Genomic DNA, 14,080 nt, shown 5'->3' with positions numbered 1-14,080 from the left:
ACACATGGATCTCCTCATCGTCGGCTCCGGCTTCTTCGGCCTCACGATCGCCGAGCGCGCCGCGGCCGCGGGCCGCAAGGTCACCGTCATCGACCGCCGTCCCCACATCGGCGGCAACGCCTACACCGAGGACGAGCCGACCACGGGCATCGAGGTCCACAAGTACGGCGCCCACCTCTTCCACACCTCCAACGCCACCGTGTGGGAGTACGTCAACCGCTTCACGTCGTTCACGAACTATGTGCACCGGGTCTACACGACCCACAAGGGCGTGGTGTTCCCGCTGCCGATCAACCTCGGCACGATCAACCAGTTCTTCCAGGCGGCGTACACGCCGGCCGAGGCGCGCGCGCTCGTGCACGAGCTCGCAGGCGAGTTCGATCCGAAGCAGGCCCAGAACCTCGAAGAGCGCGGCATCGGGCTGATCGGCCGTCCCCTTTACGAGGCGTTCATCCGCGACTACACCGCCAAGCAGTGGCAGACCGACCCGACCGAGCTGTCGGCTGACATCATCAGCCGCCTGCCGGTGCGCTACACCTACGACAACCGATACTTCAACGACACCTGGGAAGGTCTCCCGGTCGACGGGTACACCGCGTGGCTCGAGCGCATGGCCGACCACCCCAACATCGACGTGAAGCTCGACGTGGACTTCTTCGACGAGTCGCAGCCGCTCAACAAGCGCGACACCGTCGGCCAGACCCCGATCGTCTACACGGGGCCGGTCGACCGCTACTTCGACTACGCCGAAGGCGAGCTCGGCTGGCGCACGCTCGACTTCGAGCAGGAAGTACTCGACATCGCCGACTTCCAGGGCACGAGCGTGATGAACTACGCGGATGCCGATGTGCCCTACACGCGCATCCACGAGTTCAAGCACTTCCACCCTGAGCGCGCCGACCGGTACCCGACCGACAAGACGGTGATCGTGCGCGAGTACTCCCGTTTCGCAACGCGCGCCGACGAGCCGTACTACCCGGTGAACACCCCGGCCGACCGCTCGGGCCTGCTCGCGTACCGCGACCTCGCCAAGGGGGAGAAGGATGTGCTGTTCGGTGGTCGTCTGGGCACCTACCAGTACCTCGACATGCACATGGCCATCGGCGCCGCGCTGTCGATGTGGAACAACCAGCTCGCGTGATGGCCGAGCACCCAGGACGCCGCGGCTTGCTGCCCGTGTGCGGTAGCTATATTGAGTCGGCGCAAAGGAATGGACACAGCTGGTGCTAGAAGACGCACAAACGAGGTTCGAGCGGCTGTCGCGCGCACCCCTGTCGCCGATCACGGCCGGCAGCGGTTTCTGGGCCTCTATCGCCGAGGTGCTGTCGCACCGTCAACTGCTCACCCTGCTCGTTCGTCGCGACATCAAAGCGCGCTACAAGGACAGCGTTCTCGGACTGTTGTGGGTCTTGATCAATCCGATCGTCCAGCTCACGGTCTACTACGTGGTGATGGGTCAGTTCCTGGGTGCGGCGCGCGGCATCCCCGAGTTCGCGATCTACATCTTCTCGGGACTGACCATTTACGCGTTCTTCTCGGAGATGCTTTCCGGATCGACGGGGTCCATCGTCGCCAACTCCGGGCTGGTCAAGAAGGTCTACGTGCCGCGCGAGATCTTCCCGCTGGCCAGCATCGGGTCAGCGATGTTCACCTTTCTCGTCCAGCTGGTCGTGCTCATCGTGGCATGCTTCCTGCTGGGCTCGCCTCCGCTGACGGCGGGTCTGCTGTACTTCTTCCCTTCCGTGGCCCTGATCATCGTCTACGGCATGGCGACCGGGTTGCTGCTGTCAGCGTTGAACGTCTACCTGCGCGATGTGCAGTACCTCACCCAGGTCGTGCTCATGCTGGCCATGTGGGCCTCGCCCATCGTGTACAGCTGGACGATGGTGAATTCCGTGTTCCAACAGTTCAACTTTCCCGCGTGGTTGCTCGAGGTCTACACGAATAGTCCGCTCACGCTGGCCGTGCTCGGCTTCCACCGTGCATTCTGGGTTGCGGGCACACCGGCCGATTACCCGCCCGGCCTGGCCCTGAGGATGGCGATCGCCTTCGCCGTGGGTCTGGTCCTTCTGTGGATCTGCCAGCGCGTCTTCACGCGCCTTCAAGGAAACTTCGCGCAGGAGCTGTGACCGCAATGACATCAAGCAGAGGCAACCTTCGGCCCACCGGTCCCGACGTCGTGGTCGTGGAGAACGTCTCGAAGAAGTTCGTCATCCGCCGCGACAACTCGATCAAAGAGCGGGTCGTGACGTTTGGGCGACGCGGAAGGCTTCACCAGGAGGTCTTCGAGTCGTTGAAGGACGTCTCCGTGTCTGTGGCCGCCGGCTCGACGATCGGGCTGATGGGCCCCAACGGGTCCGGCAAGAGCACCTTGCTCAAGGTCATCGGCGGAATCATCGATCCGTCGGAAGGTTCGGTGCGACGGCGGGGAAGATTCGCCGCCCTTCTTGAGCTCGGCGCCGGTTTTCATCCTGATCTGTCCGGCCGTGACAACGTCTACCTCAACGCCTCGATCCTCGGACTGTCGCGTGAGCAGACCGATGCCGAGTTCGACAGCATCGTCGCTTTCGCTGAGATCGGCGACTTCATCGACACGCAGGTGAAGTTCTACTCGTCCGGAATGTATGTCCGCCTGGCGTTTGCGGTCGCCATTCACACCGACCCCGACATTCTGCTGGTCGACGAGGTGTTGGCTGTCGGCGACGAGGCCTTCCAGCGCAAGTGCATGGACAAGATCCGTGAATTCCAAGCTGAGGGACGCACCATCATCCTGGTGTCTCACTCCGCGGCGCAGGTGATGGAGATCTGCGATCAAGGCGTGGTCCTCCACGAAGGGAAGGTCGTCTACTCCGGTTCAGCGGCTGAGGCGACACGTGTGCACCGCGAGATCCTGGAAGGTCGTCGTCGCCACAACGCTGAGACAGCCGAAGCGCTCGAGTCGGAGTTGCACCCTCAGCAGAGCGTTGTCGCGCCCCGTGTCGAAATCGTCGGGGTCGAACTTCTCGCCGCAGACGGCACTGCACTGAAAGAAGTCACACCGGGCGACGACATCCGCGTCAGCATCTCGGTACGGCACTCGCACGCCGCGGCAGAGTGGAACACCGGCATCAGCATCGACACCCCCACCGGGCAGCAAGTGCTGGGTACCGGGAGCAGGCGGCTCCGGCGCCCGCACCGAGACGCGGCCGTCGGGGTCAGTCAGGTCCAGTACCTCATCCGTGATGCGCATTTCGCCGGAGGGCAGTACTTCGTCAACGTCGAGGTCGCTGACGAGAACGGCTCATCGCTCGACATCGAATGGCAGATTGTCGACTTCTTCGTTCCGATGGAGCACCGCCAGACCGGCACCGTCTACGCAGACATTGAGTTGGTCTGAGAGCCGGCCCGTAGCTCATTCCAGAGGCGAGCCCTCGTCTGACTTGTGTGGCTTGCCTGCATCTGTCGGTCGTTCGCGCCGCCGATCACGTTCTGAGCGTTCAGTCCGCTCACCTGGGAACCGGGAATGAACCACCAGTGCAGGGGGGTCTCTTCCACCTGTCTGGTGGCGAAACCGAACGTGACCGCGCATCTGTGCAGCCACACATCATCGGCTGTCGGGGCGGCGCTCGTGAAAGCTGTCCCTTCGCCGAGGATATGGCGTTGCAGTGCAGGCGGAATCAACTGGCCCGACACCGACGTGGCGAAGTTGCTGTATCGGGGTTCGGTGGTGAGGCACGGCAGCCACGTCGTGTAGGGCGCGAATACGGACGGCGTCGACATTCCGACGGTGTGAGCGCGGAACGCGATCACATCATCGGGGTGCGCGCGGTGTGCGTGCGAGAGGTCGCCGAGCCAGTTCGGCGGGTAAATGATGTCATCGTCCGCGGTGATGAGAGGCCCCGTGATGGCCTGTGTGGAGACATAGGGCCAGTACTTCGTGTGAACGCCCCACCCGGCCTCCACGTACTTCACCTCTAGACCGCGCTTTCGCAATCTGCGCAGTCGCCAGGGGAGACCAGCCTCGTGGTCGAGCCACAGAATGATCCTCCCGGGCAGATACGCTCCCCGCCCGATGGACTCGATCGCGAGCCAGACGTCGCGCAGCCGGTCGCCATGGGTGGTCATCGTCACCACCTCAGGATGCGCCGCATCGACGACCGGCTTTTTCGATGTGAGGTTCCGACGCCAGAGCGAGGTCACGTCGGCGGCGACGGGCGCGGGGGGGCTGTCCACGGTACCCACAGAGTGCGGAAGGCCACCGAATCGGACAGCGAGCGATCGCGCCCGTGAGCGCGCAAGGCGTGTCAGTCGCGTCAGCGCAGCGTTGGTCATACTTCCACGATAATCCGCGGGTGGATGAGAGCCTCGAGCGAACGCCACGGCGGGCGTCGTCCGGGTTTGGTCGCGGCCTCCCCACTCCAGCCCCGCCGTCCCGATACTGTAGGGCAATGTCCTGCTCCCACCGAGGCCGATACACGCGATGCTGCGACGTTGACGGCAGTCACTTTCTCCACTGCACCTCCTCCGCGACACGATGAGCATCTGTGTGTACACGTCGCTGTTCGGGCAGTACGACGCTCTGCTTGATCAGCCGGTAGCCCGTGACAGCGACGCCGTCTTCATCTGCTTCACAGACGATCCGAATCTCACGAGTGAGACCTGGGATGTCCGCGTTGTCCCGCCCGCCTTCGACCAGGACCCCATCCGCAGTGCGCGTCTTCACAAGATCCTGGGGCAGTCGGTTCCCGACAGCTTCGACATCACGCTGTACATCGACGCATCGGTCCGGCTGAGGGTGACGCCAGAGGAGCTGGTCGGTGAGTGGCTCGCTGACGACGTCGACATGGCGCTCGCCACACACAGCTACCGCGAGACGGTGGTCGACGAGTTCGACGAGGTCGTCAGGCTCAATTATGACGATCGAGCCCGGGTCTACGAACAGCTCACGGACTACGCGCAAGCCGATCCTGGTGTGCTCACGTCGAAACCGCTCTGGACCGGCATCCTCGTCCGACGACGATCGCACGCAGTGGCCGCCGCCATGCGCACATGGGCTGACCACGTCTTGCGATACTCGAGGCGGGACCAGTTGTCGATCATGGTCGCTCTCGGCGCGGGCATCCGATACCGCACGATCGAGCTGGACAACTTCCAGTCCCGCTACCACGAGTGGCCTGTGATCGCCGGCCGCCGTGTGTCGCAGGGCAAGTCCAGGGACCTCCCATCGGGACCATTGCTCGCTGACTTGAGGCGGGCGAAGGCCCACGTGAGCGCGCTGGAACGCCAGATCGAGGAACTCCACCCCGAACAGGTCGACAAGCTCAGGATCGAGATCTCGGGACTCGAGGCGCAGATCGAGCAGGGAACTCAAGAACGCGCGAGGATCGAGCGCCGGCTGGCCGACACGACACGACATGCTGTCCTGTTGGAAGAACGCCTGCGCCGCTTCGAGGAGCACGTTCCGTTGCTGCGACGGTGGGCAAAGCGGCTTCGCCTCCGGTGAGGCCTGCGCAGTTTCAGCTGTCGCCACGACCTAGACTCGAACCCGTGACCACCGCCGTCGTCGGCGCCCCCGGTACCGCGCGGCGCTATGTCCACTCGCTGTGGCTGCTGTCGGCGCGCGACCTGAAGGTGCGCTACTCGACGAGCGCGCTCGGGTACCTGTGGTCGATCCTCGATCCGCTCGTCATGAGCGGGATCTACTGGTTCGTCTTCACGCAGGTCTTCCACCGTTCGGGCGTGGGTGAGGCGCCGTACATCGTCTTCCTCATCACCGCCCTGCTGCCGTGGGTCTGGTTCAACTCGGCCGTCATCGACTTCACGCGCGCGTTCACGAAGGATGCCCGACTCGTGCGTTCGACGGCGATCCCGCGCACGATCTGGGTGAACCGCATCGTGCTGAGCAAGGGCATCGAGTTCCTGTTCTCATTGCCGGTGCTCGCCGGCTTCGCGATCTTCGCGGGCGCGTCGGTGGGCTGGGGGCTGCTGCTGTTTCCGCTGGCGATCCTGACGCAGACGGTGCTGCTGATCGGGCTCGGGCTCATCGTCGCCCCGCTGTGCGTGCTGTGGAGCGACCTCGAGCGCACGACGCGGCTGGTGCTGCGCGCCCTCTTCTACGCGACGCCGATCATCTACGGCGTCTCCGACCTGCCCGGCATCTTCTCCGACCTGGCGGCGTTCAACCCCCTCTCGGGCATCTTCACGCTCTATCGCGTCGGCTTCTTCCCCGACCAGTGGGACACGCTCGCCGTCGCCGTGGGCGTCGGCTTCAGCGTGCTCGTCCTGCTGCTCGGAATCCTCACGTTCCGCCGGCTCGAGCCCGGCGTGCTGAAGGAGCTGTGATGGGTGACACGCTGGCGATCGAGGTGGCGGGCCTCGGGGTCGACTTCCGGCGCAACCGCCGGGGTCGCCGCAGCCTCAAAGACCTCTTCGGTGGGGCGAAGCGCCGGTCGCAGCCCGGCCGGTTCTGGGCGCTGCGCGAGGTCAGCTTCGACGTGCGCCCGGGCGAGGCCATCGGCGTCGTCGGACGCAACGGGCAGGGCAAGAGCACGCTGCTCAAGCTCGTCGCCGGCGTCTTGATCCCCGACGAGGGGTCGGTCACCGTGCACGGCGGGGTCGCCCCGCTGATCGAGATCACCGGCGGCTTCGTCGGCGACCTGACGGTGCGCGAGAACGTGCGCCTCACCGCCGGGCTCCACGGCATGACCAAGGCCGAGATCGCCCGCCGGTTCGACGACATCATCGGTTTCGCCGAGCTCGCCGACTTCGTGGACATGCCTTACAAGCACCTCTCCAGTGGCATGAAGGTGCGTCTCGCGTTCGCCGTCGTCTCGCAGCTGGAGGAGCCGATCCTCCTTGTGGACGAGGTGCTCGCCGTCGGCGACAAGGCGTTCCGAGAGAAGTGCTACCGCCGCATCGACGAACTGCTCGCCGAGGGGCGCACCCTCTTCTTCGTGAGCCACAACGAGAAGGATCTGCGCCGCTTCTGCACGCGCGGCCTCTACCTCGACAAGGGCAGACTGGTCATGGATGCCGCCATCGACGAGGTCCTCGCGCGGTACAACGCCGAGTACGGCACCGCCCGCTGAACCGGTCAGGGCGACGGCGGTCAGGACTGTTCGAAGGTCCGATTCCACGCGGCGGGCGAGGTGAGTTCGGCGTCAGCAGCGCGATACTGCTGCGACAGATGCGGCCAGCGACGTCCGAGCTCTCGGTGCAGCCGCACCGAGTCGACGAGCATTCGGCGGAACTTCGCCCGGTCGCGGGTGTAGATGTTCTTCCCCGACCCGTTCGCCGCGCTGACGAGAGCGCTGTCGAAAAGAGGCACGCGCCACCAATAGGCATCGTCCTTGCCGAACTCGACCTCGGGCTGGGCGAGGTTCTCCGGCTTCGGTGCGTGCAGCCAGTGGGAAAGGATCGTGGATGCCGTGAACCACCGAAGTCGCAACCCCGTCGGGCTGTCGAACTGATGACGTTTGTGCCGTCTGAACACCTGCCGGCCGCGGCGCGACCGCAGGGGAACGCCGGCATCCGTGTGCACCACCGTCTCGGGGAAGCTCTTGGCGACCTCCCGCGCCTCCGGCATGGCGGTGGCCAGGTTCGCGCGCATGTGGGCGGGCCCGGAGAGGATGTCGCGCAGTGCCCGATGGCGCAGCGCCACGGGGTAGTACTGCATCATCATCAGGTGCTTGAGGTCGACGCGTCGGCTGTGCCGCAGCAGGGTGCCGCCGCCGGGCGCCCGAGAGTGCAGCAGGCCCGCGACGATGCGGTTGCGGGCGTGGAAATAGGCCTGCCAGTCGATGGAGTCGTCCTTGCCCACCCACGACACGTGCCACAGGGCGACGCCGGGCACCGAGACGGTGGGGTAGCCGGCATCCCGGGCCCGCAGCGAGTACTCCGCGTCGTCCCACTTGATGAACGCGGGAAGGGCCAGCCCGATCTCGCGGATGATCTCGGTCGGGATGAGGCACATCCACCAGCCGTTGTAGTCGGCGTCGAGGCGCATGTGCAGCGTCGGGGACTGTCGCAGGTTGGCGACCGCGAAGTCGTGTGGCATGCGCTCCTGGTAGAGCGTGCGCCACATGAACGGCGCCTCGTCGACGACCTCGGCCCACGCGTGGAGCTTGGGCCGATCGAGCAGGTCGAACATGTGCGCGCCGACGATCGTGGGCGTCGCCGCGTAGCGGCCGAACACGACCGAGCGCCGCACCGATTCCGGCTCGATGCGCACGTCGTCGTCGAGCAGCTGCACGAAGTCGCTCTCGGGGCGGGCCAGGGTCTCGCTCATCGCGCGGGCGAAGCCGCCCGAGCCTCCCAGGTTCGGCTGCGTGACGATCTGGAGGGTGTCACCCAGTCGCTCGGCGAGCCCCGGGAACTCCGCCCGGGCGTCGACGCGCTGGTCGCCCTGATCGATGACGAAGATCCGATCGACGACATCGAGCACATCGGCCGAGTCGGCGAGGGTCGCAAGCGTCTCCACGCAGTACTCGGGCTTGTTGTAGGTCGTGATGCCGATGCTGGCCTTGCCCGAGCGCACCGGCTCCTGCTCGGTCGTCCACTGAGCACCCTCGAAGGTCGCCGAGTGCTCGTCGGCGGCGACGTCGAACCAGATCCAGCCGCCGTCGCTGTACTGGTTGAGGGTCAGCTCGAACGAGGTCGAGGCCGTGCCGGTCACCTCGCGGGTGTCGATGCGCTGTGAGACGCCGCCCCCGGTCGAGCGGTAGACGAGGATGGTCGCCGGTCCGTTCGTGTGCACCGTGAGCGTCACCTGCCGCACCGTCGTCCAGTGCTGCCAGTACGACGCCGGGAACGCGTTGAAGTAGGTGCCGAACGAGACGCGACGCCCCTCGAGGATGCGTGCGCGGGTGCGGCCCAGGATGTTGCCGAGGCGTGCGCGGTTGGAGACGCGCACCGGTTCTTCGTCGATGGACGTCCACGTCTCGGGGTCGACGTACAGCGGCAGCAGATCGGGGTCCCGGTCGAGGGGGAGCACGGTGTTTTGAAGGACGTAAGCCACGGGGATCTCCTCGGATCGGCGCCGATCGGCGTCGGAAAGCTGACTCAGGCGGATGCGTCGGCCACGAGCGGCGGCATCGGCTGCCACTGCGGGTCGCGGGCGATCTTGCGGCCGTCGCGGAGGCCGCGCACCAGGTTCGACGTGCCGCGCACCTTGCGCTCGACGAACAGCAGCCGGATGAGCTCCTTGGCGAAGGTCAGCGCGGTGCCCAGGGCGAACGGGACGGCGTGGTAGACGCCGAGCGCGCGGTAGTAGCGCTTGATGATCGCGCGGTTGCGCATGATGTAGTAGCGGTAGGCGTCGCTGGAGGCGTTCATGTGGCGGATGCCCATGTCCCACTGCTTGATCTCGCGCGTGCGGCGCAGCACGAACTCGTCGACGATCACCGACGTCGTGATGCGGGAGGCGAGCCACCCGTAGGTCTGGTCGTCCCAGTAGATGAAGAAGCGGGGGTCGGGGAGCCCGATCCGGGCGACGATGTCGCGGTGGATGAACATGCCCTCGAAGCATCCCGAGTTCATCTCCTTGTAGCCCGAGGAGTCGAACTTCGACGGGGCGAAGGGGATCGGGATGCCGAGGGGCTCCGAGATGCGGTACTGCCAGTAGAACTCGCTGCCGTCGTAGTCGTAGCGGCGCCCCTGGATGCTCTGGAAGCGGCCCGACCACGCGCCCATCTTGGCGAGCCCGTCGGGGATCACCTCGACGTCGTCGTCCATGAGCCAGATCCACTCCGAGCCCAGCTCGTAGGCCACGCGCATGCCCTCGCTGAAGCCGCCCGAGCCGCCGGTGTTGGTGTCGAGCCGGCGGTAGACGATCTCGGCGCCGATGCGCTCGCGGAACGACTCGACGACGTCGGTCGTGTCGTCGGTGGACGCGTTGTCGACGATCACGACGTGACCCGGCTGCGGATCCATCCGGACGATGCTCTCCAGCAGCTTGGTCAGCAGCCCGGATCGGTTGAACGTGACGACCGCGATGGTCGCCGTCGACGGGTCGAAGGCGGCGGTGGACGCGGATCCGCGCTGCGTGCTGGGGGAGGTCATGGCCTCGAAAGTCTATCGTGCGCGCCTCGGCGAACCTGTGGTCACCCCAGGGCGTCCGACGGCTCCGGCGGCGGGCGGCGCACCCCGATGGCATCCAGTCGTTCGCGCCACGACCGGGACTGCCCGGCGCGCACGGCGCAGATCACCAGCAGCAGCCATCCGGTGCCGTACAGCGCGACGCTCTCGAACAGGCTGGTGACCCCGAGGGCCACGAGCATGAGCGGCGTCCACGCGTACACGATCGACTTGCGCTCGCTGGCATCCAGCCACGAGCGCACCAGGGCGACGCCGGCCAGGGCGCAGAACAGCACGATGCCCACCCAGCCGAGCTGCACGAGCACGTCGACGAAGGCGTTCAGCGCGGTGGTGTGCCGCTGCCGCAGCAGCATGTTGATCGTGGCGAACGGCTGCTCGCTGAGCTCCCAGGGCCCGAAGAATCCCCAGCCCTGCACCGGCCGCATCCGCACGTAGAAGTTCGCGAGCGTCCACAGGCTGTTGCGCATGGCGAGGTCGTCGGTCGCGCCGAGCAGATCCAGGATGCGGGAGCGCTGCACCCACAGCGCGACCCCGGCCGTGGCCACGGCGCCCCCCAGTCCCCACTGCACGGCCACCCGGCTGCGGGCGGGCACCGCGCGCACCAGCGCCAGCGCCGCGGTGGCGGCGCCCACGGCCGCGGCGAGGATGAAGACGGTGGGGGAGGCCGACAGGAGCGCCAGCACGACGCCCAGGCCGATCGACGCGTACGAGAGCGCGGGGCGCACCGAGTGGGTGCGCCACTCGACGACGAAGGTGATGAGGGCGAGCACCGCGACGATGCCGAGCATGTTGCGCGTGCCGAAGATGCCCTGCACCGGCCCCCACTGGGCGATGTTCCCCTGGATGCCGAGGAAGCGCAGCGGGGTGTCGATGAGCACGCCGGAGAAGATCTCCAGGCCGAGCGAGAGCGCGAGGGCGACGCGGGCGACGTCGGCGAAGGCCCGCACCGTCTGCAGCGTGTCGCGGACGTGCCCGATGGTCACGGCGAGCACTGCGACGGCGGCCAGGGCCAGCCAGCGCCCGAAGCTGATCGCCGGGTCGGAGCTCCAGAAGATCGTCGCGAACGCCCAGCCGGTCAGCAGCACGAGCGAGGTGGGCACGAGGCGGAAGAACGAGATCTCCTCGCGCCGGGCGACGAGCACCGCGATGCCCGTCACGCACAGACCGGCGATGATCGTGCGCAGCACGACCTGGCCCATCGTGCGCTCGATGAGGTGCGTGCCGAGCATGGCCCCCAGCACGGTGAACGTGTAGGCGCGGGCGAACTCGGCCGAGCGCAGCACGGCGAACAGCGCGGCGCGCTCGGGGGCGCCGCCCGGGCGCGCCGCCGCGCTCATGACCCGTTCGCGGGCAGCTGCTCGCCGCGCTCGCCGGCGAGGCGCTCCTCGGAGGGGCCGCGGCCGATGAGCGGGGCCTGCTTGATCTTGAAGGCGAACATCACCAGCAGCAGCCATCCCCAGCCGAGGAGGGGCGAGGACTCGGCCAGGCCCTGGATGAGCAGCTGGGCGGCCACGAGGGTCGGCACGAGGGTGAGCGGCGAGTAGGGACGGTCGGCGTCGAGGTCCCAGCGGGGCCGGTCGACGGCGAAGAACCAGGCGCGCCAGATGAAGGCGAGGTAGGTGAGGCCGAGCACGACGAGCCCGATGACACCGAGCTGGAGGAAGACGTCGAGCCACATGTTGTGGGCCTGCATCACCGTCTGGCCGTGGTCGACGATCCAGCGGTCGAACGCGGGGTCGCTGGGCACCCACGGCGTCGAGAAGCCCCAGCCGAGCACGGGACGCTCGGCGGCGCGCTCGGCCACCAGTGCCCAGATGCCCTCGCGTCCGGTGAGATCCGACGAGCGGCCGAGCAGCCCGAAGATCGTGTCGCGCAGCAGCCACAGCGCGGTGAGGCCGCCGATGGCCACGGCCGCGTAGCTCAGGTAGTACTTGGTGCGCGCACCGGGACGCCGGGTGGTGCGCATGAGGAGGGCCGCGACGAGCACGACCACGGTGAAGGCCGCCGACAGGTAGGCGGTGGCGGACCCGGCGCGCACGAACAGGTAGGCGGCCAGCGCGATCCAGACCCACAGCAGGGTGCGCCGCGGGGCGCGCGCGGCGATGCGCACGGCGAACACGGTGGCCGCCAGCAGGGCGACGTAGGCGAGGGCGTTGGCGTTGCCGAAGATGCCCTGGATGCGTCCGCCGTCGAACAGGTTGTCGCGCGACCACAGCACGATGGGGTCTTCGACCGGCCCGTCGGGACGCTCGAACAGCGGCAGGATGGGTCCGCCCCACACCAGCGACACCCACAGCTCGAACACGATCGACAGCCCGATGATCCACTTCAGGGCGGATGCCAGGGTGCGCACGAGCTCGCGCCAGGTGAGCACCGCGGCCACGAACATCGCCTGCACGCTGGTCGACACGAGCAGCACGAGCGTGAGGCCGGTGGCCGCGGGCCAGGCCGACCAGATGAGCGAGCTGGTCGCCAGCGCGACGTAGCCCACCGCGAACCAGGGCAGGCGCCGCCACTGCACCGCGGGGCGCAGCACGAGCCACAGCGTGATCGACACGAGCGCCGAGCCGACGGCGACGACGGCCGACACGGCCGTGCCGAACGCCAGCAACCACGCGGTGCCGGCCAACCCCGCGGCGAGCACGAAGATGCACCACCCGCGCAGCAGCAGGTGGCCCGTCTTCTCCCGGCGGGGGGCCACCGGGGGCGCCGCGACGGGATGCTTCGTGTGTACCGTCATCCCGGGATCAGGCTACCGTGCGGCGGTGCGCCGCCCGCAGGTCGCCCGGCCCCGCCGTGGCGCCCGGGGCGCGAGGCGGGGGAGCTTCTAGGCTGGTGGGGTGCTGATCTCGCTCACCAACAGCCCGCGCGACTACTCCTGGGGATCGGTCACGCTGATCCCGGCTCTGCAGGGACGGGAGCCGTCGGGGCTCCCCGAGGCGGAGATCTGGTTCGGCGACCACCCCGGCTCGCCGTCGACGACCGAGGACGGCCGCACCCTCGACACCGTGACCGCCGGCGCCGCGCTGCCCTACCTGATGAAGGTGCTCGCCGCCGGCTCGTCGCTGTCGATCCAGGCGCATCCCTCCAAGGCCGAGGCGGCCGTGGGCTTCGCCCGCGAAGAGGCCGCCGGCATCCCGCGGGACGGCGCCGAGCGCACCTACCGCGACGACAACCACAAGCCGGAGATCATCGTCGCCCTCAGCGACCGTTTCACCGCCCTGGTGGGGCTGCGGCCGCTCGAGGACTCCCGCCGTCTCGTGGCGGCCCTGCGCGACGCGTCTCCGGATGCGGCGGGCCTGGGCGCCCTCGCCGCGCAGCTGAGCGCCGAGGGCACGGCCGAGGCCGTGCTGCGCGACACGCTCGCCTGGCTGTTCTCGGATGCCGCCGCCCCTGCCATCGCCGACGTCGTCGCTGCCCTCCCCGCCGCGCAGTCGCCGGAGTTCGCCCGCGAGATCGAGAACCTGCGACGGGTCGCCGCCGACTTCCCCGGCGACCCGGGCGTGGTCGTCGCGCTGTTGATGAACCTCGTCGACCTGCGCCGCGGTGAGGCGCTGTTCGCCCCCGCCGGTGCCCTGCACGCCTACCAGGAGGGCCTGGGCGTGGAGCTGATGGCCGCCAGCGACAACGTCGTGCGCGGCGGGCTCACGCCCAAGCACGTCGACGTCGCCGAGCTGCTGCGCCTGGTCGACACGACTCCCGGCCCCGCGCCGCGCGTGGCGGCCTCCGGCACCGGCGCGGTGTCGGTCTACGACGCCGGGGTGCCCGACTTCCGACTCACCCGCGTGGAGCTGGACGGCGAGCCGCGCCGGCTCGCGGTGACCGGCCCCTCGATCGTGCTGGCCACGGCGGGACAGGTGACGGTCGCGGCGGGCGCGGCGCGGCGCGAACTGGCCCCCGGCACCGCCGCCTACGCCGACGCCGACGAGACCGAGCTGCTGTTCGAGGGGACGGGTGAGGCCTTCGTCGCCGAGCCGGGCGGCGCGCACCGACCTTCCTGACCAGA

The 14,080-nt window shown here is 67.9% G+C and carries 12 protein-coding genes; 7 read left to right on the top strand and 5 right to left on the bottom strand.

From position 1 onward, the window contains the following. The first annotated feature begins 4 nt into the window (after positions 1-4). The 3 genes from glf (at position 5) to N3K63_RS00500 (ending at position 3,376) form a co-directional block, all read left to right on the top strand. Positions 5-1,141: a UDP-galactopyranose mutase gene (gene glf, locus N3K63_RS00510; protein WP_261578006.1), complete on the top strand. Its 1,137-nt coding sequence runs from the start codon at positions 5-7 to the stop codon at positions 1,139-1,141. 82 nt (positions 1,142-1,223) lie between these two features. Then, a complete protein-coding gene (locus tag N3K63_RS00505; protein WP_261578005.1) occupies positions 1,224-2,129 on the top strand; it encodes an ABC transporter permease in 906 nt (301 codons plus the stop codon). A gap of 5 nt (positions 2,130-2,134) precedes the next feature. After that, positions 2,135-3,376: an ABC transporter ATP-binding protein gene (locus N3K63_RS00500; protein WP_261579140.1), complete on the top strand. Its 1,242-nt coding sequence runs from the start codon at positions 2,135-2,137 to the stop codon at positions 3,374-3,376. Here the strand turns inward: N3K63_RS00500 and N3K63_RS00495 are convergent. Beyond that, the gene (locus tag N3K63_RS00495; protein WP_261578004.1) at positions 3,352-4,311 is read right to left on the bottom strand and encodes a hypothetical protein; all 960 of its coding nucleotides are present in this window, start codon (positions 4,309-4,311) and stop codon (positions 3,352-3,354) included. The two genes, N3K63_RS00500 and N3K63_RS00495, sit on opposite strands and share 25 nt — an antisense overlap. Before the next feature lie 214 nt (positions 4,312-4,525). On the opposite strand from N3K63_RS00495, the gene N3K63_RS00490 reads away from it, so the two are divergent. Genes N3K63_RS00490 through N3K63_RS00480 form a run of 3 tightly spaced genes read left to right on the top strand, consistent with a single transcriptional unit; the run spans position 4,526 to position 7,067 of the window. Then, positions 4,526-5,482: a glycosyltransferase domain-containing protein gene (locus N3K63_RS00490; RefSeq protein WP_261578003.1), complete on the top strand. Its 957-nt coding sequence runs from the start codon at positions 4,526-4,528 to the stop codon at positions 5,480-5,482. 44 nt (positions 5,483-5,526) lie between these two features. Further along, on the top strand, positions 5,527-6,321 hold the full coding sequence (locus N3K63_RS00485) for an ABC transporter permease (protein WP_261578002.1): 795 nt from the start codon (positions 5,527-5,529) through the stop codon (positions 6,319-6,321). Further along, positions 6,321-7,067 (top strand): ABC transporter ATP-binding protein, encoded by a 747-nt coding sequence (locus N3K63_RS00480; protein ID WP_261578001.1) that lies wholly within the window; start codon positions 6,321-6,323, stop codon positions 7,065-7,067. The genes N3K63_RS00485 and N3K63_RS00480 overlap by 1 nt, the downstream gene beginning before the upstream one ends. Positions 7,068-7,087: 20 nt before the next feature. On the opposite strand, the gene N3K63_RS00475 is transcribed toward N3K63_RS00480, so the two are convergent. The 4 genes from N3K63_RS00475 to N3K63_RS00460 are packed head-to-tail and all read right to left on the bottom strand — an operon-like array spanning position 7,088 to position 12,814. Continuing rightward, on the bottom strand, positions 7,088-8,995 hold the full coding sequence (locus N3K63_RS00475; protein ID WP_261578000.1) for a glycosyltransferase: 1,908 nt from the start codon (positions 8,993-8,995) through the stop codon (positions 7,088-7,090). Between the two features lie 44 nt (positions 8,996-9,039). Then, complete coding sequence (locus N3K63_RS00470; protein ID WP_261577999.1) at positions 9,040-10,038, bottom strand: glycosyltransferase family 2 protein; 999 nt, start codon at positions 10,036-10,038, stop codon at positions 9,040-9,042. 41 nt (positions 10,039-10,079) lie between these two features. After that, positions 10,080-11,411, bottom strand: a complete 1,332-nt coding sequence (locus tag N3K63_RS00465) for an O-antigen ligase family protein (RefSeq protein ID WP_261577998.1) — start codon at positions 11,409-11,411, stop codon at positions 10,080-10,082. Next, complete coding sequence (locus tag N3K63_RS00460; RefSeq protein WP_261577997.1) at positions 11,408-12,814, bottom strand: O-antigen ligase family protein; 1,407 nt, start codon at positions 12,812-12,814, stop codon at positions 11,408-11,410. The genes N3K63_RS00465 and N3K63_RS00460 overlap by 4 nt, the downstream gene beginning before the upstream one ends. 100 nt (positions 12,815-12,914) lie before the next feature. On the opposite strand from N3K63_RS00460, the gene manA reads away from it, so the two are divergent. Further along, the gene (gene manA, locus N3K63_RS00455; RefSeq protein ID WP_261577996.1) at positions 12,915-14,075 is read left to right on the top strand and encodes a mannose-6-phosphate isomerase, class I; all 1,161 of its coding nucleotides are present in this window, start codon (positions 12,915-12,917) and stop codon (positions 14,073-14,075) included. Positions 14,076-14,080: the final 5 nt, after the last annotated feature.

Source organism: Microbacterium festucae (genome assembly GCF_025421715.1).
GTDB classification, from domain to species: Bacteria; Actinomycetota; Actinomycetes; order Actinomycetales; family Microbacteriaceae; genus Microbacterium; species Microbacterium festucae.
The sequence above is the reverse complement of the archived record's forward strand: the minus strand, read 5'-3'. Positions and strand labels throughout refer to the sequence as shown.